This window comes from Thermomonas fusca DSM 15424, assembly GCF_000423885.1.
Lineage (GTDB): Bacteria > Pseudomonadota > Gammaproteobacteria > Xanthomonadales > Xanthomonadaceae > Thermomonas > Thermomonas fusca.
Genome location: NZ_AUIV01000001.1, coordinates 80,206 through 106,724 on the forward strand (window position 1 = coordinate 80,206; position 26,519 = coordinate 106,724).

Annotated in this window: 24 protein-coding genes and 1 other RNA gene; 10 read left to right on the forward strand and 15 right to left on the reverse strand. The window is 68.7% G+C overall.

Features of this window, described 5'->3' with window-relative positions:
- Positions 1-124 precede the first annotated feature (124 nt).
- Positions 125-2,290 carry a M3 family metallopeptidase gene (locus tag G582_RS0100380; protein ID WP_425476526.1) on the forward strand — a complete coding sequence of 722 codons (2,166 nt, stop codon included), beginning with the start codon at positions 125-127 and terminating at the stop codon, positions 2,288-2,290.
- Positions 2,291-2,409: 119 nt separating this feature from the next.
- Here the strand turns inward: G582_RS0100380 and dksA are convergent, their stop codons facing one another.
- Positions 2,410-3,471 (reverse strand): RNA polymerase-binding protein DksA, encoded by a 1,062-nt coding sequence (dksA, locus tag G582_RS0100385; RefSeq protein ID WP_028838135.1) that lies wholly within the window; start codon positions 3,469-3,471, stop codon positions 2,410-2,412.
- A 122-nt stretch (positions 3,472-3,593) separates the two neighbouring features.
- Between dksA and yidD the strand changes: the two genes are divergently transcribed.
- Positions 3,594-3,812, forward strand: coding sequence for a membrane protein insertion efficiency factor YidD (gene yidD / locus G582_RS14915; protein ID WP_038052258.1), 219 nt, complete (start codon positions 3,594-3,596; stop codon positions 3,810-3,812).
- A 111-nt stretch (positions 3,813-3,923) separates the two neighbouring features.
- On the opposite strand, the gene folE2 is transcribed toward yidD, so the two are convergent.
- The 6 genes from folE2 to efp all read right to left on the reverse strand — a co-directional run bounded on the left by folE2 (position 3,924) and on the right by efp (position 8,951).
- On the reverse strand, positions 3,924-4,847 hold the full coding sequence (gene folE2, locus G582_RS0100395; RefSeq protein WP_028838136.1) for a GTP cyclohydrolase FolE2: 924 nt from the start codon (positions 4,845-4,847) through the stop codon (positions 3,924-3,926).
- 70 nt (positions 4,848-4,917) lie between these two features.
- Positions 4,918-5,589 carry an isoprenoid biosynthesis enzyme family protein gene (locus tag G582_RS0100400; RefSeq protein WP_028838137.1) on the reverse strand — a complete coding sequence of 224 codons (672 nt, stop codon included), beginning with the start codon at positions 5,587-5,589 and terminating at the stop codon, positions 4,918-4,920.
- A 44-nt stretch (positions 5,590-5,633) separates the two neighbouring features.
- Positions 5,634-6,317 (reverse strand): phosphoglycolate phosphatase, encoded by a 684-nt coding sequence (gph, locus tag G582_RS0100405; RefSeq protein WP_425476527.1) that lies wholly within the window; start codon positions 6,315-6,317, stop codon positions 5,634-5,636.
- On the reverse strand, positions 6,296-7,009 hold the full coding sequence (gene ubiG / locus G582_RS0100410) for a bifunctional 2-polyprenyl-6-hydroxyphenol methylase/3-demethylubiquinol 3-O-methyltransferase UbiG (protein WP_028838139.1): 714 nt from the start codon (positions 7,007-7,009) through the stop codon (positions 6,296-6,298). Before ubiG ends, gph begins: the two co-directional genes overlap by 22 nt.
- Before the next feature lie 34 nt (positions 7,010-7,043).
- Positions 7,044-8,381: a TRZ/ATZ family hydrolase gene (locus G582_RS0100415; protein WP_028838140.1), complete on the reverse strand. Its 1,338-nt coding sequence runs from the start codon at positions 8,379-8,381 to the stop codon at positions 7,044-7,046.
- A 3-nt stretch (positions 8,382-8,384) separates the two neighbouring features.
- Positions 8,385-8,951: an elongation factor P gene (efp, locus tag G582_RS0100420; protein ID WP_028838141.1), complete on the reverse strand. Its 567-nt coding sequence runs from the start codon at positions 8,949-8,951 to the stop codon at positions 8,385-8,387.
- Positions 8,952-9,042: 91 nt separating this feature from the next.
- Here efp and epmB point away from each other — a divergent pair, with 91 nt between their 5' ends.
- Positions 9,043-10,083, forward strand: coding sequence for an EF-P beta-lysylation protein EpmB (gene epmB / locus G582_RS0100425; protein ID WP_028838142.1), 1,041 nt, complete (start codon positions 9,043-9,045; stop codon positions 10,081-10,083).
- A 38-nt stretch (positions 10,084-10,121) separates the two neighbouring features.
- On the forward strand, positions 10,122-12,221 hold the full coding sequence (locus tag G582_RS0100430; RefSeq protein ID WP_028838143.1) for an EAL domain-containing protein: 2,100 nt from the start codon (positions 10,122-10,124) through the stop codon (positions 12,219-12,221).
- Between the two features lie 55 nt (positions 12,222-12,276).
- Here G582_RS0100430 and htpX read toward each other — a convergent pair whose 3' ends face one another.
- Positions 12,277-13,134 carry a protease HtpX gene (gene htpX / locus G582_RS0100435; protein ID WP_028838144.1) on the reverse strand — a complete coding sequence of 286 codons (858 nt, stop codon included), beginning with the start codon at positions 13,132-13,134 and terminating at the stop codon, positions 12,277-12,279.
- Positions 13,135-13,222: 88 nt separating this feature from the next.
- Between htpX and gluQRS the strand changes: the two genes are divergently transcribed.
- The 5 genes from gluQRS to G582_RS0100460 all read left to right on the forward strand — a co-directional run bounded on the left by gluQRS (position 13,223) and on the right by G582_RS0100460 (position 16,806).
- The gene (gene gluQRS, locus G582_RS0100440; RefSeq protein WP_028838145.1) at positions 13,223-14,131 is read left to right on the forward strand and encodes a tRNA glutamyl-Q(34) synthetase GluQRS; all 909 of its coding nucleotides are present in this window, start codon (positions 13,223-13,225) and stop codon (positions 14,129-14,131) included.
- A gap of 42 nt (positions 14,132-14,173) precedes the next feature.
- Positions 14,174-14,914 (forward strand): acetoacetyl-CoA reductase, encoded by a 741-nt coding sequence (gene phbB, locus G582_RS0100445; RefSeq protein ID WP_028838146.1) that lies wholly within the window; start codon positions 14,174-14,176, stop codon positions 14,912-14,914.
- 126 nt (positions 14,915-15,040) lie between these two features.
- The gene (locus tag G582_RS0100450) at positions 15,041-15,496 is read left to right on the forward strand and encodes a cytochrome c (protein WP_028838147.1); all 456 of its coding nucleotides are present in this window, start codon (positions 15,041-15,043) and stop codon (positions 15,494-15,496) included.
- Between the two features lie 242 nt (positions 15,497-15,738).
- Positions 15,739-16,203, forward strand: coding sequence for a glycine zipper 2TM domain-containing protein (locus tag G582_RS0100455; protein ID WP_038052263.1), 465 nt, complete (start codon positions 15,739-15,741; stop codon positions 16,201-16,203).
- 102 nt (positions 16,204-16,305) lie between these two features.
- A complete protein-coding gene (locus tag G582_RS0100460) occupies positions 16,306-16,806 on the forward strand; it encodes a DUF456 domain-containing protein (protein ID WP_028838149.1) in 501 nt (166 codons plus the stop codon).
- 106 nt (positions 16,807-16,912) lie between these two features.
- On the opposite strand, the gene G582_RS0100465 is transcribed toward G582_RS0100460, so the two are convergent.
- Positions 16,913-17,788 carry a M48 family metalloprotease gene (locus G582_RS0100465; protein ID WP_028838150.1) on the reverse strand — a complete coding sequence of 292 codons (876 nt, stop codon included), beginning with the start codon at positions 17,786-17,788 and terminating at the stop codon, positions 16,913-16,915.
- Positions 17,789-17,862: 74 nt separating this feature from the next.
- A complete protein-coding gene (locus G582_RS0100470; protein WP_083960877.1) occupies positions 17,863-19,722 on the reverse strand; it encodes a formylglycine-generating enzyme family protein in 1,860 nt (619 codons plus the stop codon).
- 91 nt (positions 19,723-19,813) lie between these two features.
- Here G582_RS0100470 and rnd point away from each other — a divergent pair, with 91 nt between their 5' ends.
- Positions 19,814-20,893, forward strand: a complete 1,080-nt coding sequence (gene rnd / locus G582_RS0100475; protein ID WP_028838152.1) for a ribonuclease D — start codon at positions 19,814-19,816, stop codon at positions 20,891-20,893.
- A gap of 104 nt (positions 20,894-20,997) precedes the next feature.
- Here rnd and ssrA read toward each other — a convergent pair.
- From ssrA to G582_RS0100495, 5 genes are all read right to left on the reverse strand, one after another.
- Positions 20,998-21,351, reverse strand: a transfer-messenger RNA (tmRNA) gene (gene ssrA, locus G582_RS17350).
- 141 nt (positions 21,352-21,492) lie between these two features.
- Positions 21,493-22,167, reverse strand: a complete 675-nt coding sequence (locus G582_RS0100480; protein WP_028838153.1) for a YiaD family glycine zipper/OmpA-like lipoprotein — start codon at positions 22,165-22,167, stop codon at positions 21,493-21,495.
- 91 nt (positions 22,168-22,258) lie between these two features.
- A complete protein-coding gene (locus G582_RS0100485) occupies positions 22,259-23,758 on the reverse strand; it encodes a WS/DGAT/MGAT family O-acyltransferase (protein ID WP_028838154.1) in 1,500 nt (499 codons plus the stop codon).
- Positions 23,759-23,859: 101 nt separating this feature from the next.
- On the reverse strand, positions 23,860-25,002 hold the full coding sequence (alr, locus tag G582_RS0100490) for an alanine racemase (RefSeq protein ID WP_051246359.1): 1,143 nt from the start codon (positions 25,000-25,002) through the stop codon (positions 23,860-23,862).
- A 75-nt stretch (positions 25,003-25,077) separates the two neighbouring features.
- Entirely contained in the window at positions 25,078-26,493 is a 1,416-nt protein-coding gene (locus G582_RS0100495) for a replicative DNA helicase (protein ID WP_028838156.1), read from the reverse strand.
- Between the last annotated feature and the right edge of the window lie 26 nt (positions 26,494-26,519).

A 26,519-nucleotide genomic window follows, 5' to 3' on the forward strand; every position in this document is an offset into this window, starting at 1 on the left:
CTGCTTCACTCCTGCCGCCGGCAGGCATGCGATACCCTTGCGGGTGCGCAAACCGCGTAGCGCCGAGCCCGCTTGGCTGCCTTCCTCCGTCGAACTACCGGACCCAGAAACCATGAAACAACCCATCGCCTGCGCGCTCGCGCTCGCCATTGCCGCCGCCCTGGGCGCCAACACCGCCAACGCCGCCGCGCAGAAGCAGGAGGCTTCGACTTCGATGAACACCGCCACCGCCTACAGCGGCCCGTTCGCCGCGCCCAGCACGCTGGACCTGAACTACCCGCAGTTCGACCGGATCGAGGACAGCGACTTCGCCCCCGCCTTCGACGCCGGCATGGCCGAGCAGCTGCGCGAGATGGACGCGATCGCCAACAACCCGGAAGCGCCGAGCTTCCAGAACACCATCGTGGCGATGGAGAAGAGCGGCCAGCTGCTGGATCGCGCCACCAACGTGTTCTTCAACCTGGTCGGCACCGACAAGAACGACGCCCGCGACAAGCTGCAGACCGAGTACGCGCCGAAGTTCTCCGCGCACCGCGATGCGATCACCCTGAACCCGAAGCTGTTCGCGCGGATCAAGGCGCTGCACGACGCCCGCGACACACTGGGACTGGACGCAGTCGACCGCCGCCTGCTGGAAAAGCGCTACGAGGACTTCGTCCGCGGCGGCGCCGCGTTGACCGACGCGCAGAAGGCGCGCATCCGCGACATCAACACGCAGATGTCCAAGCTGGGCACCCAGTTCAACCAGAACGTGCTGGCGGAAGTGAATGCGTCGGCCTTCGTGGTGGACACCCGCGCCGAACTGGCCGGGATGAGCGACGAGCAGATCGCCGCCGCCGCCGAGGCCGCCAAGGCGCGGTCGCTTCCCGGCAAGTACGTGATCGCCCTGCTCAACACCACCGGCCAGCCGGCCGAGGCGCAGCTGGCCAATCGCGCCCTGCGCCAGCGCCTGCACGAGGCCTCGGTGGCCCGCGGCAGCCGCGGCAACCAGTGGGACAACACCGCCATCGTCTCGCAGGTGCTGAAGCTGCGCGCCGAACGCGCGCGCCTGCTGGGCTACGACACCTCGGCCAACTTCGTGCTGGCCGACGAAACCGCCGCCAACCAGGACAACGTCAACGCCATGCTGCGCCAGCTGGCGCCGAAGGCGGTGGCCAATGCCCGCCGCGAGGGCGCCGACCTGCAGGCGATGATCGACGCCGAGCAGAAGGCCAAGGGCGAGCCGACCTTCGCCCTGCAGCCGTGGGACTGGGCCTACTACAGCGAGAAGGTGCGCGCGGCGAAGTTCAGCTTCGACGAAAGCCAGCTCAAGCCGTACTTCGAGATGAGGAACGTGCTCGAGAATGGCGTGTTCTATGCCGCCAACAAGCTGTACGGGATCAGCTTCAAGGAACGCACCGATCTGCCCAAGTACCACCCGGACACCTGGATCTACGACGTGTTCGACAAGGACGGCAAGCGCCTGTCGATCTTCATCTGGGACCCCTACGCGCGTGCCTCCAAGCGCGGCGGCGCGTGGATGAACACCTACGTGGCGCAGTCGGCGCTGCTGGGCGAGAAGCCGGTGGTGGCCAACCACCTGAACGTGCCCAAGCCGTCCGAAGGCAAGCCCACCCTGCTCACCTGGGACGAGGTCACCACCGCCTTCCACGAGTTCGGCCACGCGCTGCACGGCTTCTTCCAGGACGTGCGCTACCCGTACTTCTCGATGAACGTGCCGCGCGATTTCGTCGAATACCCGTCGCAGGTCAACGAGATGTGGGCCGACTGGCCGGAGATCCTGGCCCACTACGCCAAGCACTACCAGACCGGCGAGGCGATGCCGAAGGAATTGCTGGACAAGGTGATCGCGGCGTCGAAGTTCAACCAGGGCTTCGCCACCACCGAGTACCTGGAGGCGGCGATGCTGGACCAGCGCTGGCACCAGCTGGCGCTGGAGAACATCCCCGAGGCCAGTGGCGTGATGGCATTCGAGGCGCAGGCGCTGAAAGCCGACGGCTTCGACTACGCGCCGGTGCCGCCGCGCTACCGGACGCCCTACTTCAGCCACATCATGGGCGGCTATGCGGCCGGCTACTACGCCTACATCTGGTCGGAGGTGCTGGGCGCCAATACCACCCAGTGGATCCGCAAGAACGGCGGATTGAGCCTTGCGAACGGCGATCGCCTGCGCGAATTCGTGCTGGCGCCGGGCGGGCAGATCGAAGCCGGCAAGCTGTTCCCCAACTTCGCCGGCTACGAGGCGAAGATCGAGGCCCTGCTGGAACAGCGCGGGCTGGACAGCAAGTAAGCGATCCGCGGAGCGGGCTGCAACCCGCTCCGCGCGACCGCCGACGCGGCGCGCAACCATCACCGCATGAAAAAACCCCGCCGAGGCGGGGTTTTTTCTGACAATCGCAGCTGCGAGGCTCAGTCGCCCATCTGCTTCTGCATGTGCTCCCAGCGCTCTTGGGCGTCGATGGTGCGCTCGGCGGTCAGCCGCGCTTCCATCCGGTCCAGGCCGATCTCCTCGCCGGTATCGACGCAGAAGCCGTACTCGCCGCTGTCCACGCGCTTGAGCGTGCTGTCGATCTTGCCGATCAGCTTGCGGTAGCGGTCGCGGGTGCGCAGCTCCAGCGAATTCTCGGTTTCGCGGGTCGCGCGCTCGGCCTCGTCGCCGATGTCACGCACTTCCTCGCGCAGGTTCTCGATCGTCTGCTTGGATTCCTCCACCAGGTCGGCCCGCCACTGCAGCAGGCGCTGGCGGAAATATTCCAGCTGCAGCGGACTCATGTATTCCTCGTCCGCCGACGGCTTGTAGCCGGCCGGCAGGATCGGGCGACCGCTGGCATCGTCGACCTTGTACGGCACGACCTTGTGCTTGCCCTTGGGCGCGGACTGGCCCCCGGACGTTTTCTTCACCGCAACCATCACTTTCCCTTTCTTCTTGTTGTCCGCGGCCGGCGCCGGCTTTGCGGCCGGCGGTGCCACGGGCTTGTGCGTTTCTTTCTTTGGCGCTTCCGCCGCCTTGACCGCCTTCTGCGGCTGCGGCTTGGGCGCTGGCGTCTTCTTGTTCACATTCTTCGCAACCACCGGGGCTCTGGCAGCCGCCGGCTTTTTGGCCGGCGCAGGCTTGGCGACCGCGGCAGCCTTCTTCGCCACCGGTTTCGCAGCGGGTTTGGCGGCGGGCTTTGCAGCAGGCTTGGTGACCGGCTTGGCGACAGGCTTTTGCGCCATCGGTTTGGCAACCGGCTTAGCCGCCTTGGCGACGGGCTTGGCGACCGGCTTCTTGGCTACCACCGCCTTCTTGACCGGCGCGGCCTTCTTCACTGGTGCCTGCTTGGCCACCGCCTTCTTCGCGGCGGGCTTGGCCGCCGGCTTCGCCGCCTTTTTGGCGACCGGCGCTGCCTTCTTGGCGGCCACGGGCTTCTTGGCCGGAGCGGCCTTCTTGGCCGCCTTGGCGACCTTCTTCGCGGGTTTTTTCGCTGCCACGTCGAGGTGTTCCTTGGGTTTTCCCTTGAGGCGGGAAGGCGCGCTGTTATACCCTGCCACGCGCAAGGCGGCAACCACGTGAATCCCGCGGCGCCGCCTGCCTCCCCGTCCGTGGCCGCTCCGTGATCGACAGACTCCTCATCGCGCTGCTGCGCGGCTACAAGCGCTGGATCAGCCCCCTGCTGGGGACGCGCTGCCGGTTCGTCCCCACCTGTTCGGAATACGCGATGGACGCCATCGGCCGCTTCGGCGCGCTCCGCGGCGGGTGGCTGGCGATCCGCCGCATCGGCCGCTGCCATCCCCTTCACCCCGGCGGGCACGACCCCGTGCCGCCAGGCTGAGCAGGCCGGTTTCAGCCCTGCAGAGTCTCAATCGCCGGCAGACGGTCGAAAGACGCGATCGCGGCGGCAGCCATCGTCATTGAACGAAGTAGAGGCGCGCAGATGCGTTGCTCAGGCGTTCCTGCCGCTGACGCTGGCGACGGCGTCGTGCGGATGCAGGCTTTCGAAATGGGCCACGCGGGCGCTCCACGCGGCGATCCGCGCATCAGCCGCAAGCACCGAGGACACCCGCCGCGCGGCATCCTCGCAGAACATCAGGTTGGCAGCATTGGCCTGCGCGAAGGCCTGCTCGTCCTCGCGCTTGACCGCCGTCTGCACCGGGGTGCCCAGCGCGGCTTCCAGCGCATCCACCAGCGACGCCAGCGGCAGTTCATCGAAGGCAGGCCGCAGTTCCACCCGCACGTCGGCGCGGCTGCGCTGCGCATGCGGGGTGGCGGCCATGCCGCGCTCGCCGGCCAGCCAGTCGTGCACCATGAGCAGCGACAGCGCAGGCACGGCGGCAAAATCCTCGGCGAAACGCTGCGCGTTGACCTGCCGCGACAGTGCCGCCGAGGCCGGACAGGTGCTGGAATACTCGACGGAGAAGCCCAGCGTCAGCCGAAGATGGCCATCGACAAGCTCCGCCTCGATCTCCACCGGATAGCGTTTCCAGCCGGCATTGTCGCTCAGCAGCGCGCGGCGCAGCAGCAGGTGGTCGAAGCGCAGGCGCAGGCGCGCGCGTTCGGCCAGGCCTTTCTGCGAAACGATGCAGGCATCCAGCAGCCGCCGCAGCGAGGGCGCGCCCAGCGCTTCGTTGGCCAGCCCTTCCTGCAATTGCAGGTACAGCCGCGACATGTGGATGCCGCGGGCGTCGGGATCGCGCAGGTTGACCGCCACGTCGACGCTGGCCGGCACCAGCAGCGGCGCGCCGCCCTCGCCGGCCAGCCGGATCGGCAGGGCCATGCCATCCATTCCCACCCAGTCCAGCGGGCGCGCCAGCGCGACCGGGTCAAAGGCGACATCGGGTAGGGAGACGGGGGAAACGATCTTGTGCATCGCCACATTGTACCGTTGCGGGCATGCGCGCCTGCGCAACGCTCTGGTGCATCCGCACCGCTGCGCGCGATCAGCCGCGGGCGGCGCGCCAAGCAGCCAGCAGCGCGACCGGCGCCGGCAGCGGGCCCTTGGCGCCACGCGCCAGCCGGCCCAACCGCGCCCGCACCAGCGCGGCATGGATGCGCTCGGTGCGGGGCGCATCACGCAGCGACGGCAGCGCCAGCAGGCTGGGGATATCGGTTCCGGCCGCCGGCACGCCGCGTATCGGCAGATGCAGCACCCATTCGGCCAGCAGCGCTTCGGCCGTCGCCTGGGTGGATGCGGGCGCCGTGGCATCGAACAGCTGCGCCGACAGCGTCGCCTGCGCACGCGCAAACGGCTCCAGCCCGCGCAGGCTCGCCGCGCGGTCGGCTTCGGGGCTGCGGCTGGCGCGCAGCGCCGGGATGGCGGCCGCCAGCAGCGGCCAGTCCAGCGGCAGCTTCTGCAGCGCCAGCCCCAGCGGGTGGCGGCGCGCGCCGCGCGACCAGCCCGCGAGTTCTTCTTCCCACCAGCCCAGCTTGGCCGCGCCCGGGGTCGGGTCGTCCCCGCCCCAGGCGGCCTCGGTCAGCTCGCCGCGCAGGGCCAGCCAGGCGCGCGCGCGCTGGCGCTGCGGCATCGGCAGGAACACTTCCGCCACGGACCATTCCGGCCACTGCGTCCGCCATTTGGCGAGGAAACTGTCGAGGGAAGCGCTGTCGTTCATGGGGAAATTGTAGGCGGGCGGAGGCGTGGAAGCCGATGCGGTGGTCAGCAGGTCGGGATGCCGCCCAGCAGATCGCGCGACGTTTCCACCATCACGTCGCCGCCCCACTCCGCTGGCTGGTCGCCATCGGGGCGATAACCCCAAAGGGCCACCACCGAGCGCATGCCGGCAGCACGGGCGGCGTCGATGTCGCGACGGTCGTCGCCGACGTACACGCAATCGTCGATGGCGGCGCCCAGTTCGGCCGCGGCGTGCAGCAGCGGCAGCGGATGCGGCTTGCGTTCGGCAAGGGTATCGCCGCCGATCAGGATGGCGCAGCGCGTTTCCCAGCCCAGCCCCGGCAGCACCTGCCGGGCCAGGTATTCCGGCTTGTTGGTGACGATGCCCCAGCGGCTGCCGGCGGCCTCGATGGCGTCCAGCAATTCGGCCACGCCGTCGAACAGCACGCTGTGCCGGCCCAGCACCTGTTCGTAGATATCGAGGAACTCGCGGATCATCTCGCCCGGCACTTCGCCGCCCAGCTGCGGGAATGCCGCCGCGCTCATCGCCCGCGAGCCTTTGGATACGTGCGGACGCAGCGCCTCCAGCGCCATCGGCCCCTGCCCGCGGGCCGCGCGCATGCGGTTGACGGTGGCCACCATGTCCGGCGCGCTGTCGAGCAGGGTGCCGTCGAGGTCGAACAGCACCAGCTTCGGAAACACTGCGCTCATTCCGGCCTGCGCGCGCAGGCGAGGTAATTGACGTCGGTGCGCCGCACCACCCGCGCCGCGTTGCGCCACGGTTCGTACATCAGGCCGCTGACGTCTTCCAGCGCCAACCCGGCCTCGCGCAGCAGCCGCGCCAGTTCCGAGGGCTTGATGAAGTCGCGGTACTGGTGGGTGCCCCTGGGCAGCAGGCGGGCGATGTATTCCGCGCCGACGATTGCCAGCGCGAACGCGGCCGGGGTGCGGTTGAGAGTGGACAGGAACAGGCGGCCACCCGGCTTCAGCAGGGTCGCACAGGCGCGCACGATGGCGGCCGGATCGGGCACGTGCTCGAGCATTTCCATGCAGGTGACGACATCGAACGAAGCCGGCGCTTCCTCGGCCAGCGCTTCCACCGCCAGCTGCCGGTATTCGACCTTCACTCCCGACTCCAGCCCGTGCAGGCGCGCGACTTTCAGCAGGTTCGGCGCCAGGTCGATGGCAGTGACACGGGCACCAGCCTTGGCCAGCGCCTCGCTGAGCAGGCCGCCGCCGCAGCCCACGTCCAGCACGGCCGCATCGCGCAGGGTGGTCCGGTCCAACACGTAACCCAGCCGCGCCGGGTTCAGCGCGTGCAGCGCCTTCTGCGGGCCGTTGGGGTCCCACCAGCGCTGCGCAAGCTCGTCGAACTTGTCGAGTTCGGACTGGTGGAAATTGGTCTGGGCGGTTGCGCTCATGGTTGGCGTCCTGCGGATCCCTGCGGGAGGAAAATCATCGTTGGATGGCGGCAATGCGCTGCCGCCACTGCCTGGCGTTGGCGACGATGGCGTCGACGTCCATGTCCACCAGCACGCGCTGGCGCAGCTTGGGCACGCCATCGATCCAGACATCGCTGACCTGCTGGCGACCGGTGGCGTAGACCAGCTGCGAGACAACGTGGTGCAGCGGCTGCGTCTCGAGCTGCGACAGGTCGACGCACACCAGATCGGCGCGCTTGCCAATTTCAATACTGCCGATGCGCGCATCGAAACCCAGTGCCTTGGCACCACCCAGCGTGGCCGCGTGCAGCGCCTCGAACGCGGAGAAGCCGGCGGCGTCGTTGGCCACCGCCTTGCCCAGCAGCGCGGCGGTGCGGGTTTCGCCGAACATGTCGAGGTCGTTGTTGCTGGCGCAGCCGTCGGTGCCGATGGCAAGGTTCACCCCCGCCTTCAGCAGCGCGCAGGCCGGGCAGAAGCCCGAGGCCAGCTTGAGGTTGGACTCCGGGCAATGCACCACGCTGACGCCGCGCTCGGCGCAAAGGTGGATTTCGGCCTCGGTGAGCTGGGTCATGTGCACCGCGATCAGGCGGTCGTTGACCAGGCCCAGCCGGTCCAGCCGCGCCAGCGGGCGCTGGCCGTGCAGGCTGATCGAATCGGCGACTTCCTGCGCGGTCTCGTGGGTGTGCAGATGCACCGGCACGTCGAGCTGGTCGGACAGCATCCGCACGCGCTCGAAATTGGCATCGTTGACCGTGTACGGCGCGTGCGGGGCGAACGCGGTGCCGACCAGCGGATCACCGCGCCAGGCATCGTGCAGTTCGCAGGCGCGGTCGAAGTATTCGTCGTCCGACTTCGCCCAGGCGCTGGGGAAGTCGATGATCACCGCGCCGACCAGCGCGCGGAAACCGTGCTTCTTGTAGACGCCGGCCTGCACGTCGGGGAAGAAGTAGTTCTCGTTGGCGCAGGTGGTGCCGCCACGCAGCATCTCGGCGATCGACAGCGCCATGCCGTCGGCCACGAATTCCGGCCCGATCACCGCCGCTTCCACCGGCCAGATGTGCTCGCGCAACCAGGTCATCAGCGGCAGGTCGTCGGCGATCCCGCGCAGCAGGGTCATCGGGTTGTGGGTGTGGGCGTTGACCAGGCCGGGGATCAGCGCGGCATCCGGGCGCGACACGGTTTCCTTCGCCGCGAAGCGCGTGCGCGCCTCGGCGATGGGCAGCACGGCAACGATGGCGCCGGCAGAAACGGCAACGGCGTGATCCGGGAGGACCACGCCGTGCGGCACCACCGGGACCACCCAGCCGGCTTCGATCAGCAGATCGCAGGGCTGCGGGGCGGCATCGGTCATGACTTACTTGACCCGGCTGACGTATTCGCCGCTGCGGGTGTCGACCTTGATGATTTCATCCTGGGCGACGAACAGCGGCACGCGCACCACCGCTCCGGTTTCCAGGGTGGCCGGCTTGCCGCCGGTGCCGGCGGTATCGCCCTTCACGCCCGGGTCGGTCTCGACGATCTTCAGCTCGACGAAGTTCGGCGGGGTCACCTGGATCGGGTTGCCGTTGAACAGGGTGACCACGCAGTCTTCCTCGCCCTTCAGCCACTTGGCGGCATCGCCGACGCCGGCCTTGTCGGCCTGCACTTGCTCGAACGACTCCTGGTTCATGAAGTGCCAGTACTCGCCATCGGTGTACAGGTACTGCATGTCGGTATCGACCACGTCGGCGGCTTCCACCGAATCGGTGGACTTCATGGTGATTTCCTGCACGCGGCCGGTGCGGATCTGGCGGTAGCGCACGCGGGTGAACGCCTGGCCCTTGCCCGGCTTCACGTAATCGGTTTCGAAAATGACCGCGGGCTCGTTGTTGACCAGGATTTTCTGACCGGATTTGACGTCGTTCATGCCCAGGCTGGCCATGGGTACTCCTTGGGGCCACCCGGCAGGGCGGCTAGACTGTGGGTTTGGCGAGGATTCCGGTGTGGCCGGAATGGTTTTCTTGCAGCCCGACATGATACCCGCAGCCCCTACCCCATTGCAGCAGGGCGAGCCGCAGCGCTGGCAGGCGCTCTGGCGCGACGCCGTGCGCGACCCGCGCCAGCTGCTGGCGATGCTGGACCTGGACGCCCTGGCCGACGGCCTGTCCGAGGCCGCGGCCCGGCAGTTCCCGCTGCGGGTTCCGCGCGGCTTCATCGCCCGCATGCGCCCGGGCGATCCCCACGACCCGCTGCTGCGGCAGGTGCTGCCAGTGCTGGACGAAGAGCGCCTCGTGCCCGGTTTCGGCGTGGACGCGGTGGGCGATACCGCCGCCCGCAGCGGCCACGGCGTGATCCAGAAATACAACGGCCGCGCACTGCTGATCGCCACCGGCAGCTGCGCGGTCAACTGCCGCTACTGTTTCCGCCGCCACTATCCCTATGCCGAGGACAGCGCTGCGGCCGCCGGCTGGCGCGAGGCGGTGGCGCTGATCGCGGCCGATCCGTCCGTGCACGAGGTGATCCTGTCCGGCGGCGACCCGCTGTCGCTGGCCGACCACAAGCTGGCCGAATTGACCGAGGCGCTGCGCGGCATTCCGCATATCCGCCGCCTGCGCATCCACAGCCGCCTGCCGATCGTGCTGCCGGAGCGGGTGGACGCCGGCCTGCTGGCGTGGCTGCGCGGCCTGCCGTGGCCGCTGGCGGTGGTGGTGCACGCCAACCACGCCAACGAGTTCGACGCGTCGGTCGATGCAGCGATGGCGGCACTGCGCGATGCCGGCGCCACCCTGCTCAACCAGGCGGTGCTGCTGCGCGGGGTCAACGACTCGGCCGAAGCGCTGGCCGATTTGTGCGAGCGCGGTCACGAAGCCGGCGTGCTCCCCTACTACCTGCACCAGCTCGACCGCGTCGCCGGCGCCGCCCACTTCGAGGTGAGCGATGCCACCGCACTCGCGCTGCACGCCGCGCTGGCAGCGCGTCTGCCCGGCTATCTGGTGCCGAAACTGGTGCGGGAAATCGCCGGGCAGCCGGGCAAGACGCCGCTGCTGCAGGGGACTACAGCCGCAGCAGGATGATGTAGCCTGTCGGCAACGAACACCGCAAGATCCTCCGCATGGCCACAGGCAAAGACATTGCGCTGCGACTGATGCTCGTGGCCGATCTGGTCAACGAGGCCGAGGCCCTCGTCAGCCGTTTGCGCAACGCCGGCACCGCGGTGCGCCCGCTGCGCCCGGAATCGCTGGATGAAATGGTCGAGATGCTGGCCGCGCAGCCGGTCGACATGGTGCTGGCCGACTACGCCTCCAGCCTGCTGCCGTTCGAACAGGTGGCCAAGGCGGTGATCGGTTGCGGCCGCGACGTGCCGCTGCTGGCCACGCTGGACGGCGTCAGCGACGACATCCTGGAGAACGTGCAGGCGCTGGGCGCGCAGGCGGTGGCCCTGCGCGATCGCCCGCAGCAGTTCCTGAAGACCGTGCAGACCGAATGGCAGGCGCTGGAGGCCCGCCGCACCCAGCGCCGGCTGGAAGCGCAGATGCGCGAGACCCAGCGCCGCTGCGACATGCTGATCGATTCCTCGCGCGAGCCCATCGCCTACATCCACGAAGGCATGCACATCCGCGCCAACCAGGCGTATCTGGAGATGTTCGGCTTCGCGTCGTTCGAGGACATCGAAGGGATGTCGCTGCTGGACCTGGTGGCCTCTGGCGATGTCACCGCGTTCAAGGCGCTGCTCAAGAGCCTGTCCAAGGGCGAGGAAGCGCCGCCGCGCTACGAGCTGACCGCGCACGACGCCGACGGCAACGAATTCCCGGCGGTGATGGAGTTCACCGCCGCGCGGTACCAGGGCGAAGCCTGCCAACAGGTGATCTTCCGCCACCAGGCCGCCGAGGTGGACCCGGAGCTGGCGCGCGAGGTCGAGGAACTGCGCCAGCGCGACCAGAGCACCGGCCTGCTCAACCGCCCCACCTTCCTGCGCGTGCTGGAAGACGCAGTGGCCGAAACCGCCCAGCAGCGCGCCCAGTACGGCCTGCTGCTGCTGGAACCGGACAACTACCAGCGCATCCTGCAGGAAATCGGCCTGGACAGCGCCGACGACCTGCTGGCGGCGATCGCCGACTGCATCCGCCAGGAAGTCGGCGAACAGCTGGCCGACGGCAGCGCCCACGCGGCGCGCTTCAGCGAACACAGCTTCGCGGTGCTGGCCCGCGGCGACCACGCGCGCACCGCCGCGCTGGCCGAGCGCATCATCGGCGCGTTCGCGGCGCGGTTGTTCGAGGTCGGCGGCAGCTCCAGCACCATCACCGCCAGCATCGGCGGCGTGCAGATCGGCGAGAAGATCGCCAGCGTCACCCAGGTGCTGGCCAAGGCCAGCCAGTGCCTGCAGTCGTCGCTGAGCGTGGGCGGCAACCATTCCGAGGTGTTCGACCCCAGCGCCACCGATCGCGCCGAGGAGGAGCGCGTCCAGGCGTGGGTGGAGCGCCTGCACGACGCACTGGCCAACGACCGTTTCCTGCTGCACTACCAGCCGATCATCCACCTGCTGGGCGAACCGCGAGCGATGTATGAAAGCTACCTGCGGCTGGAATCGGGCACCGGCGAAACCATCACCCCGATGAACTTCCTGCCGATCGCCGAAGAACATGGCCTGATGGGGCAGATCGATCGCTGGGTGATCGGCCACGCCGTCTCGGTGCTGGGCGCGCGCGCGCGCGCCAACAAGCCGGTGACCCTGCTGGTGAAGATCACCCAGGCTTCGCTGCAGGACCCGGACCTGCCCGCCTACATCGGCGAACAGCTGGCCACGCACGGCGTCGGTGGCGATGCGCTGCTGCTGCAGCTGCCGGAGTCGAAGGTATTCATCAACCTGCGTGCCACCCAGGATTTCGCCGCCGCGATCGGCAAGCTGGGCTGCAAGTTGGTGCTGGAACAGTTCGGCGCCGGCCTGGATTCGTTCCAGCTGCTGTCCCACTTCACGCCGGGCTTCGTCAAGATCGACCGCAGCTTCATGGAAGACCTGTCGAAGCACCAGGCCAACCAAAACCGGGTGCGCGAACTGGCGGAGAAGGCGCGCGAGCTGGGCATCCAGAGCATCGCCGAGTTCGTGCAGGACGCGGCCAGCATGAGCATCCTGTTCTCGCAGGGCATCGACTACGTCGAAGGCAACTTCCTGGCCATTGCCGGCCCTGACATGAACTACGAGTTCGACGCCTGATACGACGAAGCCCGCCGGGCGGCGGGCTCCGTGCGTTGCTTGCGGATTCCGGAGATCAGCCGACCTGGCGCAGCGCCGCGATGCGTTCCTCCAGCGGCGGATGGCTGCGCAGCAGGCCGCTCATGCCGCCACTGATACCGAACGCCGCCACCTGCTTGGGCAGGGTGCTGGCGCCGTGGGTCTGCGCCAGCCGCTCCAGCGCGGCGATCATCTTGTTGCGGCCGGCCAGCGACGCACCGCCGGCATCGGCGCGGAATTCGCGATGGCGCGAGAACCACATCGCGATCATCGAGGCGAACAGCCCGAACACCATCTCCAGCACGAACACGATGATGTAGTAGCCGAAGCCCGGCGCATCGCTGTCGCGGTTGCCGCTGATCGCGCCGTCCACCACCCGGCCGACCACGCGGGCCAGCACGATCACGAAGGTGTTGAGCACGCCCTGCAGCAGCGCCATGGTCACCATGTCGCCGTTGGCGACGTGGCTGACCTCGTGCGCCAGCACCGCCTCGGCCTCGTCGCGGTTCATCGCCCGCAGCAGGCCGGTGGACACCGCCACCAGCGCGTTGTTGCGGTTGGCGCCGGTGGCGAAGGCGTTGATCTCGGGGGCGTCGTAGATCGCCACCTCGGGCATGCCGATGCCGGCCGCCTCGGCCTGCCGGCGCACGGTGGACAGCAGCCACTGCTCGGCCTCGTTGCGCGGCTGCTCGATGACGTGGGCACCGGTGCTGCGCTTGGCCATCCACTTCGACAGCAGCAGCGAGATGATCGAGCCGCCGAAACCGAACAGCGCGGCCATGATCAGCAGGCCCCCGAACTGGTTGGGGTTCACCCCGAGCACGGACATCACGATGCTGACCAGTGCCAGTACCGCCAGGTTGGTCGCCAGGAAGAGGAAGACGCGATTGAACATGGATAATCCGGTCCTTCCGCGCCCGATGCGCGGCTTCACCCGGTAGTGTGGCCGATCACGTGCGAAATCAATACGCCGACCTGAACCCATGACCGGGCCACGCTACCGCGGCCGCTTCGCCCCGTCCCCCAGCGGGCCGCTGCACGCCGGATCGATGTTGGCCGCGCTGGGCAGCTGGCTGCTGGCGCGGCGGGCCGGTGGGGATTGGCTGGTGCGGATCGAGGACATCGACCCGCCGCGTGAAGTGGCCGGGGCAGCGCAGGCGCAGCTGGACACACTGGCGGCGTTCGGCCTGCACCACGATGGCGCGATCGAATACCAGAGCCGTCGCGGCCACCTCTACCAGGCCGCGCTGGAGCGCCTGCTGGCGGATGGCTCGGCGTTCGAATGCCATTGCAGCCGCAGCGAACTGGCCTCTTCCGGCGGCATCCATCGCCGCTGCGTCACCCGCCGCCCGCGCCCGGACCCTGCCATCCGTCTGCGCGTGGCCGACGGCTGCAGCATTGCGTTCGACGACGCCGTGCACGGGCGCGTCGCCCAACGCGTGGACCTGGAGGTGGGCGACTTCGTCCTGCGCCGCAGCGACGGCCTGTGGGCCTACCAGCTTGCAGTGGTGGTGGACGATGCCGACCAGGGCATCACCGACGTGGTGCGCGGCGCCGACCTGCTGGACTCGACCCCGCGGCAACTCCTGCTGCAGCGGGCGCTGGGGCTGCCAACGCCGCGCCATGCCCACCTGCCGCTGCTGCTGGGTGCCGACGGTCGCAAGCTGTCGAAGTCGGAAGCGGCGCTGCCGGTGTCCGCCGACGCCCCGCTGGCGACCCTGCAGATGCTCTGGGACTGCCTCGGCCAGGCGCCGCTTGCAGGCAGCGGAGCGCACGGCGCGACTGAATTCCTGCGCGCGGCCGTGGCCGGATTCCGGCTGGATCGCGTTCCTCTCCGGGCCCGGCACGTTTGCGCCGCAGCGCACAACGCAAACGCCACCTGCCGTGCCTAGAATCGAGACAACCACCTTCCCGTCATTCACAAGGAGCTGTACATGACTTCCAGGGTTGCACTGGTCACCGGCGGCACCGGCGGCATCGGCACCGCCATCGTCAAGCGCCTGGCCAACATGGGGCACAGGGTCGCCACCAACTACCGCAACGAGGAGAAGGCGCGCGCCTGGCAGGAAAAGATGAAGGCCGAGGGCTTCGACGTCGCCATCGTGAAAGGCGACGTCACCTCGCCACAGGAGGCGGAAGCGATGGTGCGCGAGGTTGAAGCGATGCTTGGCCCGATCGACATCCTGGTCAACAACGCCGGCATCACCCGCGACGGCACCTTCCACCGGATGAAGGCCGACCAGTGGACGGACGTGATCAACACCAACCTCAATTCCTGCTTCAACGTCACCCGCCCGGTGATCGAGGGCATGCGCGAGCGCAAGTGGGGCCGGATCATCCAGATCAGCTCGATCAACGGCCTCAAGGGCCAGTACGGCCAGGCAAACTACGCCGCGGCGAAGGCCGGCATGCACGGTTTCACCATTTCGCTGGCGCGCGAGAACGCGAAGAACGGCATCACCGTGAACACCATCTGCCCCGGCTACATCGCCACCGACATGGTGATGGCGGTGCCGGAAGAGGTGCGCGCCAAGATCGTCGCCGACATCCCCACCGGCCGCCTCGGCACGCCGGAAGAGATCGCCTACGGCGTCGGCTTCCTCGCCGACGAACAGGCCGGCTGGATCACCGGCAGCAACCTCGACATCAACGGCGGCCACCACATGGGCTGGTGATGCCACGCCGGCCCGCACCGGCGCGTGCTTCCACGCACAGGAAGCAATGCGCCGGTGGTTACGCGAGACCGGCCGCTATGCCACCATCCACGGGTTCCATTTCCACTCGATCCTTCCGGAGACGCCATGTCCAATCCCGATCCCAACGGCAAGCCTGACGCGGCCCGTTCCTCCAACGCCGGGCGCTACCTGTTCCTGCTGATCCTCGGCCTGGTGGTTGGCGCGATCGCCACGGTCATGGCGATGCGTGCGCTGGACGCACGCAAGGATCATTTCCCCGACTCGCTGATGGAAGTCCAGGGCTGGCACATGGGCCAGCTGAAGACAGCGATGGAGCAGAACCGCTGCGGGGCTACCGACGTGCTGCCGCACCTGCAGACCCTGCGGATGCTCGGCAACGACCTGGAGCCGGCGTTCCCCGACCTGCGCGACGACGAGCGCTTCCGCACCGCCGCCGCGGCGATGCGCGCGGCCACCGACAAGGCGATCACCGCGCCGCCGCTCAGCTGCGGAAGCCTGGCCGCCACCATGAAGTCGCTCGGCGACTCCTGCAAGGCCTGCCATCGCGACTTCCGCGGCTGAGCCCGCCGCGCCCGCAGCAGCCGTGCAGGAAGGCCGCCTCCGGGCGGCCTTCTCCTTTCAGGGCGTCGGGATGGCCAGTGGCCGACACGGCTTGCCGATCCCGCGCCTTCACCCCGCCTCCACTGCGGTGAACAATCGCTGAGCGCGCGCGCCCGCATCCGGCCGATGTCGGTCGCCGTTCATGCGCGGCGGCACAGGATCGGGGCATCACGGCATTCCCCGCGCACTGAAGGAGACAGAACATGGCTGTTCGCATCCACACCATCCTGGGTACCACCGCGCTCGCACTGGCCCTGGCCGCCGCTACCGGCTGCGCCAGCACCAACCCGACCTACGGCTCCGGCTATGCCGGCAGCTCCGGCTACGACAGCACCTGCGGCAACTGCGGCACCGTGACCCAGATCACCGTCGGCGGGGCATCCGGCACTGCAGGTGCGCTCATCGGCGGCCTGATCGGCGCGGTGGCCGGCCATGAGGTCTCCGCCCAGACCGGCGGCAGCAAGGGCAACCAGAACATCTCCACCGTGGCCGGCGCGGCTGCGGGCGCCGCGGCAGGCAGCGCCATCCAGAAGAACCGCAGCGAGGGCTACACCGTCCATGTGCGGATGGATGACGGTCGCACGGTGAAGGTCACCCAGTCGAACGTCTCCGGTTTCCGCGAAGGCTCGCGGGTGCGCATCGACAACGGCCAAGCCTACCTGCGCTGACCAGCCGGGCGCTTCGCGCGCCGCCCTTCCCCGAACGGCCCGCAGTGCGGGCCGTTCGCATGCCTGCTGGCACAATGTCCCGCCACCCCGTCGCGAGCCGCCATGGACCTCACCACGATTTACTACCTGATCGCCGCGTTGCTGGTGCTGATCGGACTGCTGGGCACCGTGCTGCCGATCCTGCCCGGCGTGCCGCTGATGTTCGCCGGCATGCTGCTGGCGGCGTGGGCGGGTGATTTCCAGCACATCGGTGCGGCGACCTTGGTCGTACTGGCGGTGCTGACCCTGGTGTCACTGGCGGTGGACTTCTGGGCCACCGCGCACGGCGCCAAGCGCGTCGGCGCCAGCCGGTTGGCGATGCTCGGCGCCGTCATCGGCACGGTGGTCGGGCTGCTGTTCGGCCTGCCCGGTTTGCTGTTCGGCCCGTTCGTCGGCGCGCTGGCCGGCGAGCTGCTGCACCACCGCAGTCTGCATCCACATCGGGTTGGGCACGCGACCAAGGTCGGCGCCGGCACTTGGGTCGGCCTGCTGCTCGGTACTGCGCTCAAGCTTGCGCTGGCCTTCGCCATGCTGGGGCTGTTCGCGCTGGCGTGGTGGCTGTAGACGCGCCACGCAGAGCGCCGCATCGCTCCCGTGCCGAAGCAACCGAAAAGCAGGCGGGCGGCTGCGGCGCGCCGTTCCTGGCACCTCACCGCAGCGCGATGTCAGCTCAACCCTGCGCGGCGCTTTCGCAGAACTTCGCCCGATACTGCAGCGCCTTCGGCATCAGTTTTTCCAGCTCGCTGATCCGGGTACCGGCGCTGGGATGGGTGGAGGCGAATTCCGGCGGCGCGCCGCCCCCCGAATTCTTGTCCATGCGCTCCCACAGTGGCACCGATTCGCGCGGATCGAAACAGGCCGCCGCCGCCAACATCAGGCCCAGCTCGTCGGCCTGGGTCTCCTGGCTGCGCGCATACGGCAGCGCGCTGCCGTAGCCATAGGCCTGCATCACCGTCTGCATCGTGCCCTGGTCCATGCCGCTGGCGGCGCCGGCCATCTGCCCCAATTGCTCCAGCTTGCCGCGGGTCATCCGCTGCGCGCCGTGGCGCAGCAGCGCATGGGCGATTTCATGCCCCATCACCACGGCCATCGCATCAGCGTTCTGCGCCACCGGCAGCAGGCCGGTGTAGACCGCCATCTTGCCGCCCGGCAGGCAGAACGCGTTGACCTGGTCCGACTGCAGCACGCTGACCTTCCAGTCGAAGGATTTTTCGATATGGCTGGCCTGCAGCCCGTGTTCGGCGGCCAGCGCGTCCGACACCGGCGGGATCTTGGCGATCAGCCGCTGCGCGATGGCGCCAACCTGCCGCGATACCTGCGCGTCCGCCGGCAGCGGACGCTCCTGCTGCAGCACCTGCTGGTAGGCCTGCAAGCCCAGCGCGGTTTCCTGTTCGGGCGAGATGCTCCTGTCGATCACCACAGCCTGCCCGGTCAGCGGGTCGATGCTGCGATTGGAGAACCAGTAATAGGCCGCATAGCCGGCAAACAACACCAGCACCCAGATGCGCAGGCCGCCCCTGCGGGTTCCAACCGGATTGCGATTCATCGTGTCCTCCGAGCCCGCCATGGGCATGCGTAAAAGACTAGCCTGCAACACTCAACGCCGCGTGAGCGCCGGCCTCACAGCTGCCGCACCAGCCTGAATCCCACCCGCGCGTTGGTGGCATCGACGCCGCCGGAGGCCCGCCAGGCCGAACGCGCCTGCGCCGGCGCACTGGCCCAGGAACTGCCGCGATACATTCGGGTGCGGCAGCCCGGATTCACCCACGCCTGGCCGTTCGACGGCGCGCGCCGATAGCCGCGGTGCCAGCAGTCCGCGACCCACTCGCTGACGTTGCCCACCATGTCGTACAGACCATAGGCATTGGCCGCGAAGCGGCCCACCGGCGCCGGCCCCCACCAGCCATCGCCGTAGCCCGGAAACGCGTTGCTCCAGCTGCGCCCGCGCGTCGACACGTCCTTGCCGCCCGCCAAGTTGCCGGCGTCCGCCGGCGGCGCGCCGACGCCCCAGGGATAGATGGTCTGCCCGCCCGCACGCAGGGCGTATTCGAATTCGGCCTCGCTGGGCAGCCGGTAATGCACGCCAGTCTGCTCCGACAGCCAGGCCGCGTAGGCCTCGGCATCGCGCGCGGTGACGTGGATCACCGGCATGTCCTCGCCGGCCGGGCGGCCGTCGTAGCCGGACTGCCAGTCGATTCCGCTGCCGCGCAGGAAGTTGCCGCTGCGCGCGTCATAGGCCAGCGAGTGGCCGCGCTGGGTGGCGCGCGGGGTAGCACCGGTGGCGATCACGAAGCGGCGGAACTGGCCGACCGTGATCTCGTGCCGGGTCATCGCGAAGCCGCGTTCGAAGCGCACCGGGTGCTGCGGCTGCTCGTCCGGGTTGGCGCCCTCCTCGTCTTCCGGTGCTCCCATCGAGAAACCGCCGCGCGGCAGCACGCTGAGCGCCGGCCCGCGCCCGCCATCGGCCATTTCATCGGTGAACACCTGGCCGGGGCGGAACAAGCCGTAATGGCCCACCAGGTCGATGCGCTGGCGCAGCGCCACGCCGGCACCGCTGCCAGGCAGCGCGATGCGCAGGATCTCGGCCAGCCGCTCGCGGGCCATCTGCAGCCCGGCGGGGTCGGCCAGCGCCATCAGGCCTTCATCGCCCAGCCTGCGGATGCGGTCGGTGCGCGTCGCCTCGATCCGTTGCCGCGCCGTGGCGATGGCTTCCGCATCGCTGCGCACCCGCCCCGCGCGGCCCAACTCGGCATAGGCGCCCTCGAAATCGCCCTCCGCTGCCTGTGCCTGGGCGCCCGCCAGCAATGCCGCCTGGACCGCGGCGATGCCGCGCTGCGCGCGCGTCTGCAGCGGCCACAGCGCCTGCGCGCGGCGGAACAGCTCCAGCGCGCCGCCGGGCGTATCCAGATTGCCGGCGTGCAGCGCGCGCTCGCCGCCGACGCACAGGTCGAACGCCTGGCCGGCGCGGTCCACCGCGTCCAGATAGGTTTTCGCCTCCGGCAGCGCCGGCCACAGCGTGCGCAGGACGGTGCCGTGGCGCTGGGCGTAGCGCAGCGACGCCAGGTCTTCGCCGGCATCCAGTGCAATCCAGGCCTGCGCCAGCAGCGCCGCGCGGGCTTTTTCCAGCAGGCGCGCATCCTGTGCGTTGTCCGGCTGCGCCTTGCGCAGCGCCAGCAGCAGCGGGATCGCCGATTCCTCGGTTTCGAACAGGTCCCCCTTGGCCAGCGCCCGCCGCGCGGCGGCGCGGACGCGCGCCGGCTGTTCGATGCTGGCTTCGGGCAGGGTCCAGCTCAGCACGTCGGCCAGCGCATCGTCGCCGCGGATGCTGACCCGACCGGATTCCAGCGCCGGTGCAGGCACCTGCGCCGGCAGACGCTGCTGCGCCGGCACCGGGTGCAACGCCAGTGCCGGCGCCTCCGGCTCCGGCTTGCAGCCGGCCAGCACCAACAGCACCGGGATGAGGAAACCACCTGCGCGCAAACCCTGACTCCATCAGCACCGGCAGACGCCGGTTCACGATGCAGACGAACTTAGGGCATGGGCCAGCCTCCGGCAACCGCATAATGTGCGGATGACACATTGGATCGATACCCCCGGCGCGCTGCGCGCGCGCCTCGCCACCCTGCCCGCCGCCATCGGCCTGGACACCGAGTTCATCCGCGAACGCACCTACTGGCCACAGCTGGCCCTGGTGCAGATCGCGCTGGGCGAAAGCGATGACGACATCCTGCTGGTCGACCCGCTGCGCCCCGGCATGCGCGAAGCGCTGGCCCCGCTGCTGGCCAACCCCGACGTGCTGAAGCTGATGCACAGCCCCAGCGAGGACCTGGTGGCGTTCCAGTACGCCTGCCGCACCCTGCCGACGCCGCTGTTCGATACCCAGGCCGCGGCCGCGATGTGTGGACTGGGGGCCGGCCTTGGCTACCAGAAGCTGGTGCAGGCCGTGACCGGGGTGGAGCTGGCCAAGGGCGAAACCCGTTCCGACTGGCTGCGCCGGCCGCTGTCGCCCGCCCAGCTGGAATACGCAGCCGACGACGTGCGCCACCTGCACGCCCTCCATCGCGACCTGCAGGCGCGCCTGGCCGGCAACGGCCGTACCGCGTGGCTGGAAGAAGACAGTGCCCGCCAACTGGCCAATGCCGCCAGTGACGACGGCGAGCGCTGGCCGCATCTTGCGATCCGCAGCGCGCAGTTCCTCGACGCGGAGGGCCAGCGCCGGCTGCTGCGCATGCTGCGCTGGCGCGACGCGCAGGCGCGCAGCAGCGACCGCCCCCGCAGCTGGATCCTCGACAACGAATTGGCGGTGGCGCTGGCCCGCCAGAAGCTGGATAGCCGGCTGCGCTTCGACGCCCTGCTGGATGCCAACCCCAAAGCCCCGCGCAGCCTGCGCACGCCGCTGTGGGAAGCCTTGATCACGCCGCTGGCCGACGAAGCGAAAGCACCGCTGGCGCGCGGCGACGACCGCGACAAGAAACAGCTGCGCGCCCTGCAGGAAGCGGTGGCCGCGGTCGCCGGCGAACTGCAGCTGCCCGAAGGCCTGCTGGCCTCGCGCAAAGTGCTGGAAGCGCTGCAGGACGGCGGCGGCTGGAACGGCCAGCTGGCCGGCTGGCGCCGCGCACTGCTGGAACCGCGGCTGGCGCCGCTGCTCTGATCGTCGCCCCTGCCGGCCTTGCTTCCCGCCGGCACCAATGGAGTCGGGGCAACGGCCACCAAAAAAGAAAAACCCCAACCGAAGCCGGTTGGGGTTTTGGAAGATGGTGGAGGTGGCGGGAGTCGAACCCGCGTCCGAAGGCACTCCATCCCCGGCACTACATGCTTAGCTCACCGTTGGGTCTCGTCCCGCAGCAGCACGGTGTGCAAAGCGCACCGCAGGACCAGCCTGTTTTGGTTAAGCCGTGACTGACAGGCAGCCATCACAGCCGGTTCCGTGATAATGACCCTACATCCACGAGCACGGGCACAAGTGGGTTCGGGGCTTACGCCTTAAGCGGCGAGAGCGTAGTTGTCGTCGTTGGCAACTAGAGTTTTGCAGCTGGATTAACGAGGAAAGCTACCCCCTCGGCATGCGCCAAGTAATTTCGCGACCCCCGTCGAAGCCAGTGCACCCCCGGGAAGTTGTCGATCTTACCGACAGGGCCAGTATAGGGGCGGTGGCGGCATTCACAAGGCCGGGGCGGCAGGCGTTCATCCGCCGGATACGGAAACGGGCCGCATCGCGCGGCCCGCTTCGGCAAACGGCTTGCGGCCCGCTTATGAACGCAGCGGCAGCAGGCGGATCTCCACCCGGCGGTTCAGCGCACGGCCGGAGTCGGTGTCGTTGCTGGCGATGGGATAGCGCTTGCCCATGCCGACGATCTCGAAGCGCTCGCGCTGCACGCCCTGACCCATCAGGTAGCTGGCCACCGAATTGGCGCGCTGCTCGGAAATGCGCTGGTTGATCGCGTCCGTGCCGATGCTGTCGGTATGGCCGCTGACCTCGACGATGGTCTGGTTGTACTCCTTCAGGGTGCCGGCAATGGTGTTCAAGGCCGGATAGAACTGCGGCTTGACGTTGGTTTTGTTGAAGTCGAAGGTCACGCCGTCCGGCAGGTTGAGTTTGATGACGTCGCCGTCGCGGCTGACGTCAACGCCGGTGCCGGCAGTGGCACGGCGCAGTTCGGCTTCCTGGCGGTCCTGATAGGCACCGATGGAGCCACCGGCCAGCGCGCCGATGCCGGCGCCGACCATCGCATGCTGGCGACGCTCCACCGCGCTATCACCGCTGAGCAGGCCGGCGGCGGCACCGATGGCCGCGCCGATCAGCGCGCCGCGCTTGGTGCGATTGGGATCATTGGGATCATTGGTCTGCCCGGTGTAGGTGGCACAGCCGGCAGTCAGGGTGGCCAGGCAAACGCCCAGGATGGCGAGCTTGAAATGGGGCTTCATCGGGTAATTCCTCGTCTGGATGGCGCGGTGGCGTTACGACCCAGAGGCTAGGCGGCGGACCGTGGCCTGAATGTGAACGGGCGCCGCCGCGTTAAGCCACGGTTGCGTCTTGCAGCAGTGCTTCCGCGGCGGCGGCATCCAGCGGCGCATCCCAAGGGCCCATCATCGCCAGGTACAGGAGCTTTTCGAACTCCTCGCCGAAGCGGCGCACCACCGCGTCCGGATCGGGGATCAGGCGGGCATCGGCAATCAGCCCGAAGTGCACCTTGCCGCGATAGCTGAGGATCGACAGGCCCAGCCCGATCGAGCCGGTCTGCGGCACCCAGAACATGATTTCTCGAACCGTGCAGCCGGCCATGTACAGCGGCTGCTGCGGGCCCGGCACATTGGTGGCCACCGCGCTGGCCTTGCGACTGAACAGCTCCAGCGCGATCTCCTGCACCGGCTGCGGGGCGATGCCCAGTGCGGCCAGCAGGCCGTAGGCGACGATGGCCTGGCGGGATGCCTTGAGCTGGTTCATGCACTCGGCCACGCGCTGCAGGCGGCGCAGCGGATTGTCCTCGCCCACCGGCAGGTCCAGGAACACCAGGCCGAAGTGGTTGCCCAGCTTCTTCGCGTGTTCCAGCGGACGCAGGTTGACCGGCACGGTGGCACGCAGGCTCATGCCCTCCAGCGCCTCGCCACGCTCGCGCATGTAGCTGCGCAGCGCGCCGGCGGCGGCGGCCATCAACACGTCGTTGACGGTGCAGCCGCAGGCGCGGCCGACCGCCTTCACTTCCTCCAGGTCCAGCGGCTCGGCCCACGCCACGCGCTTGCTCACGCCCAGCTGGCCGCGCAGCAGCGATGGCGGGTCGTCCGGCAGCGAGAGCGCATGGACGAGCTCGCGGGCGATGTCCCCGCCCTCCTTCGCCAGCAGCGTGGCCAGCGACGGATCCTGCATCATCGCCATGCCCTGGCCCAGCGCCTTGCCGCCGAGCTTCATGTAGCGCTCCATCGCGCCCATCCGGCGGGCCACCGGCACCGCTTCATGCTTGAGCCAGCTCTTGTCGAGGCGCGAAGCCGAAGACGATTCGCGGCTGGTATCGGTCAGCGACAGCAGCACCTGCACCAGCGCGATGCCGTCGGCATAGCAGTGGTGGATGCGCGCCACCACCGCCGAACCGCCCTGATAGCGCTCGATCAGGTGGAACTGCCACAGCGGCTTGGTGGGATCCAGCGGACTCGACGCCAGCTCACTGACGAAGCGCTCCAGCGCGCGCTTCTCGGAGGCCTTGCCGGGCCGCCCCGGCAGCCCGGACAGGCGCACATGCCAGTCGAGGTCGAAGTGCGCATCCTCCACCCACTGCGCACCGGCGGCGCCATCGACCGGCTTCTGCCGGAACCTCGCGTAGGAGAGGAAGCGCTGCTGGATCACCTTCTTCAGCTGCGCAAGCTGCATCGGCTCGGCGAGCATCAGCACGCCGGTGATCATCATCGGGTTGGTGGGCCGCTCCATCCGCAGCCAGGCGGTGTCCACGCGCGACATCGGCTCGCGTTTCGGCCGGCGCGATGGCTCGGCAGAACGCTTCAGGCGCGGCTTCGACGTGGCCATCCTGCACTCCCCCGATAGTCCCGGCGAGTGAATCACGCCGCGTCGTGGGCGGTCAACGCGAGGCGCGTTCCGTCCACACCGGAATGCCCTGCACCGGCGGCTTACGCGACCGCAGCCGGCCCGCCCACGTATTCGCGCGGCACGCGTTCGTTGAGGCGGGTCAGGATTTCGTAGCCGATGGTGCCGGCGCGCCTGGCCACGTCCTCGACGCTGATCGTTTCCCCGCCCTGGGTGCCGATCAACACCACATCGTCCTCGACATAGGCAGTGCCTTCGGCTCCCAGGTCGACCATGAACTGGTCCATGCACAGCCGCCCCACGATCGCTCGCCGCTGCCCGCGGATCAGCACCTCGCCGCAGTTGGACAGCGCGCGCGGATAGCCGTCGCCATAGCCGATCGGCACGGTCACGACGTGGGTGTCGCGCTGCGGCGCCCAGGTGGCGCCGTAGCCCACCGGGTGCCCGGCCAGCACGGTCTTGAAATAGACCACCTGCGAGATCAGCGACAGCGCCGGCTTCACGTCCACAGTGCGGTGCGCGCCCGGATCCGGCAGCACGCCGTAGAGCATGATCCCCGGCCGCACCATGTCCAGCCAGGTCTGCGGGTAGTGCAGCACGCCGCCCGAATTGGCGAGGTGGCGGATCGGCATCGGTGCACCGATGCGTTCGAAATGCGCGCAGGCTTCAAGGAAGCGCTCCAGCTGCAGCGCGGTCATCGGTGATGCCGGATCGTCGGCGCAGGCCAAGTGCGAATACACGCCCTTGACCGTGCACCATGGCGACGCCACCGCCGCTTCGATCATCGGCCCGCACGAATAACTGTGCACGCCGATGCGCTCCATGCCGGTGTCGATCTTCAGGTGGATCACCGCCTTGCGGCCCAACCGCTCGGCCGCGGCCTCGACCTTGCGCAGCTTGTCCAGCGAGGAAACGGTGATTTCCAGATCGTGCTGGATCAGCTGCCCGGTCTGACGCCCGAGGATGCCGCCCAACACCAGGATCGGCACGGTAATGCCGGCCCGGCGCAGCGCCATGCCTTCCTCGACGAAGGCCACGCCCAACTGCTCCACGCCCTGCGCCTGCAGGTGGTGGGCCACCGGCACCAGGCCGTGGCCGTAAGCATTGGCCTTGACGATCGCCATCACCGGCACGCCAACCTTCGCGCGGATCGCGCGCAGATTGCCGCCCAGCACGTCCAGGTCGACCACGATGCGGGTCGGCCGCTGGCTCATCAGTTCGCTCATAGGGGCGCTATTCGAACACGCGCAGCCGCGGCTGCCTAGCCAACCTTCGGCATGCCGCCATCACTGGCGGCCGGCCTAACCCTCGAAACTGCCGACGGTGTCGTGGGCGAGGTTGTCGAAGCGCGTGTATTCGCCGAAGAACTTCAGCTTGAAGCTGCCGGTGCTGCCGTTTCGGTGCTTGCCGATGATGATCTCGGCCAAGCCCTTGTCCGGCGAACTTTCCTTGTTGTAGTACTCGTCGCGGTAGATGAACACGATCATGTCGGCGTCCTGCTCGATCGCGCCGGATTCGCGCAGGTCGGCCATCACCGGGCGCTTGTCGGTGCGCGACTCCAGCGAGCGGTTGAGCTGCGACAGCGCGATCACCGGCACGTTCAGCTCCTTCGCCAGCCCCTTCAGCGAGCGGCTGATCTCGGAGATCTCGGTGGCGCGGTTCTCGCTGTTGCCGGGCACCTGCATCAGCTGCAGGTAGTCGATCACGATCAGGCCCAGATCGTGTTCGCGCTTGAGCCGGCGCGCCTTGGCGCGCAGCACCTCCGGCGACAGGCCGGGGGTGTCGTCGATGAAGATCTTGATCCCGCTGAGCTGGGCGATGGCGCCGGTGACGCGGCTCCAGTCCTCGTCCTCCAGGTCGCCCACCTTCAGCCGCTGCGCGTTGACCCGGCCCAGCGAAGAGATCAGGCGCATCGCCAGCTGGCCGGCGGACATTTCCATCGAGAACACCGCCACCGCCTTCTTCGACTTCAGCGCGCCGTACTCGGCGATGTTGAGGGCCAAGGTGGTCTTGCCCATCGCCGGTCGCGCGGCCAGCACGATCAGGTCGGTGGGCTGCAATCCGGCCGTCATCTGGTCGAATTCGGAATAACCGGTCGGCAGGCCGGTGATGCCGCCGCCGTTCTCGGCGCGCTTCTGCAGGATCTCGAACGCCTCGGCCAGCGCGCGCCGCACCGGCACGAAGTCCTGCTTGCCGCGCGAATGGCCTTCGGCGATCGCGAACACCGCCGATTCGGCCTGCGCCAGCAATTCGCCGGAATCGCGGCCTTCGGGCTGGAAGCCGTCGTTGACGATGGTGGTGCCGATGTCGATCAACCGGCGTTGCACCGCCTTGTCGCGGACGATTTCGGCATAGGCCTTGATGTTGGCCGCGCTGGGCGTGCTGGCGGCCAGCTCGACCAGATAGGCACCGCCGGCAACCTGTTCGCCGAGTCCCTGCGAATCGAACCACTCACCCACCGTCACCGCATCGCAGGGCCGGTTCTTCTCCACCAGTTCGCGCACCGCGCGGTAGATCAGCTGGTGGTCGCGGCGGTAGAAATCCTCTTCCAGCAACTGGTCGGCGACGCGGTCGAACGCGTTCGGGTCCAGCATCAAGCCGCCCAACACCGCCTGCTCGGCTTCGATCGACTGCGGTGGCACGCGCAGCTGCTCGACCCGATGCTCGTTGCGGGTCTGGAAGCTGGCATCGGAACGGATCCCCGACCTTGCGCTCATCGGCTGCGTGACTCCCCTGTCGGCCC

Bases quoted from the DNA above. Each gene is read 5' to 3' on its own strand.
- folE2 (WP_028838136.1), bottom strand. From the start codon at position 4,847: ATGCACAAGATCGTTTCCCCCGTCTCCCTACCCGATGTCGCCTTTGAC.
- G582_RS0100400 (WP_028838137.1), bottom strand. From the start codon at position 5,589: ATGAACGACAGCGCTTCCCTCGACAGTTTCCTCGCCAAATGGCGGACG.
- ubiG (WP_028838139.1), bottom strand. From the start codon at position 7,009: ATGAGCGCAACCGCCCAGACCAATTTCCACCAGTCCGAACTCGACAAG.
- G582_RS0100415 (WP_028838140.1), bottom strand. From the start codon at position 8,381: ATGACCGATGCCGCCCCGCAGCCCTGCGATCTGCTGATCGAAGCCGGC.
- efp (WP_028838141.1), bottom strand. From the start codon at position 8,951: ATGGCCAGCCTGGGCATGAACGACGTCAAATCCGGTCAGAAAATCCTG.
- epmB (WP_028838142.1), top strand. From the start codon at position 9,043: ATGATACCCGCAGCCCCTACCCCATTGCAGCAGGGCGAGCCGCAGCGC.
- G582_RS0100430 (WP_028838143.1), top strand. From the start codon at position 10,122: ATGGCCACAGGCAAAGACATTGCGCTGCGACTGATGCTCGTGGCCGAT.
- htpX (WP_028838144.1), bottom strand. From the start codon at position 13,134: ATGTTCAATCGCGTCTTCCTCTTCCTGGCGACCAACCTGGCGGTACTG.
- gluQRS (WP_028838145.1), top strand. From the start codon at position 13,223: ATGACCGGGCCACGCTACCGCGGCCGCTTCGCCCCGTCCCCCAGCGGG.
- phbB (WP_028838146.1), top strand. From the start codon at position 14,174: ATGACTTCCAGGGTTGCACTGGTCACCGGCGGCACCGGCGGCATCGGC.
- G582_RS0100450 (WP_028838147.1), top strand. From the start codon at position 15,041: ATGTCCAATCCCGATCCCAACGGCAAGCCTGACGCGGCCCGTTCCTCC.
- G582_RS0100455 (WP_038052263.1), top strand. From the start codon at position 15,739: ATGGCTGTTCGCATCCACACCATCCTGGGTACCACCGCGCTCGCACTG.
- G582_RS0100460 (WP_028838149.1), top strand. From the start codon at position 16,306: ATGGACCTCACCACGATTTACTACCTGATCGCCGCGTTGCTGGTGCTG.
- G582_RS0100465 (WP_028838150.1), bottom strand. From the start codon at position 17,788: ATGAATCGCAATCCGGTTGGAACCCGCAGGGGCGGCCTGCGCATCTGG.
- rnd (WP_028838152.1), top strand. From the start codon at position 19,814: ATGACACATTGGATCGATACCCCCGGCGCGCTGCGCGCGCGCCTCGCC.
- G582_RS0100480 (WP_028838153.1), bottom strand. From the start codon at position 22,167: ATGAAGCCCCATTTCAAGCTCGCCATCCTGGGCGTTTGCCTGGCCACC.
- G582_RS0100485 (WP_028838154.1), bottom strand. From the start codon at position 23,758: ATGGCCACGTCGAAGCCGCGCCTGAAGCGTTCTGCCGAGCCATCGCGC.
- alr (WP_051246359.1), bottom strand. From the start codon at position 25,002: ATGAGCGAACTGATGAGCCAGCGGCCGACCCGCATCGTGGTCGACCTG.
- G582_RS0100495 (WP_028838156.1), bottom strand. From the start codon at position 26,493: ATGAGCGCAAGGTCGGGGATCCGTTCCGATGCCAGCTTCCAGACCCGC.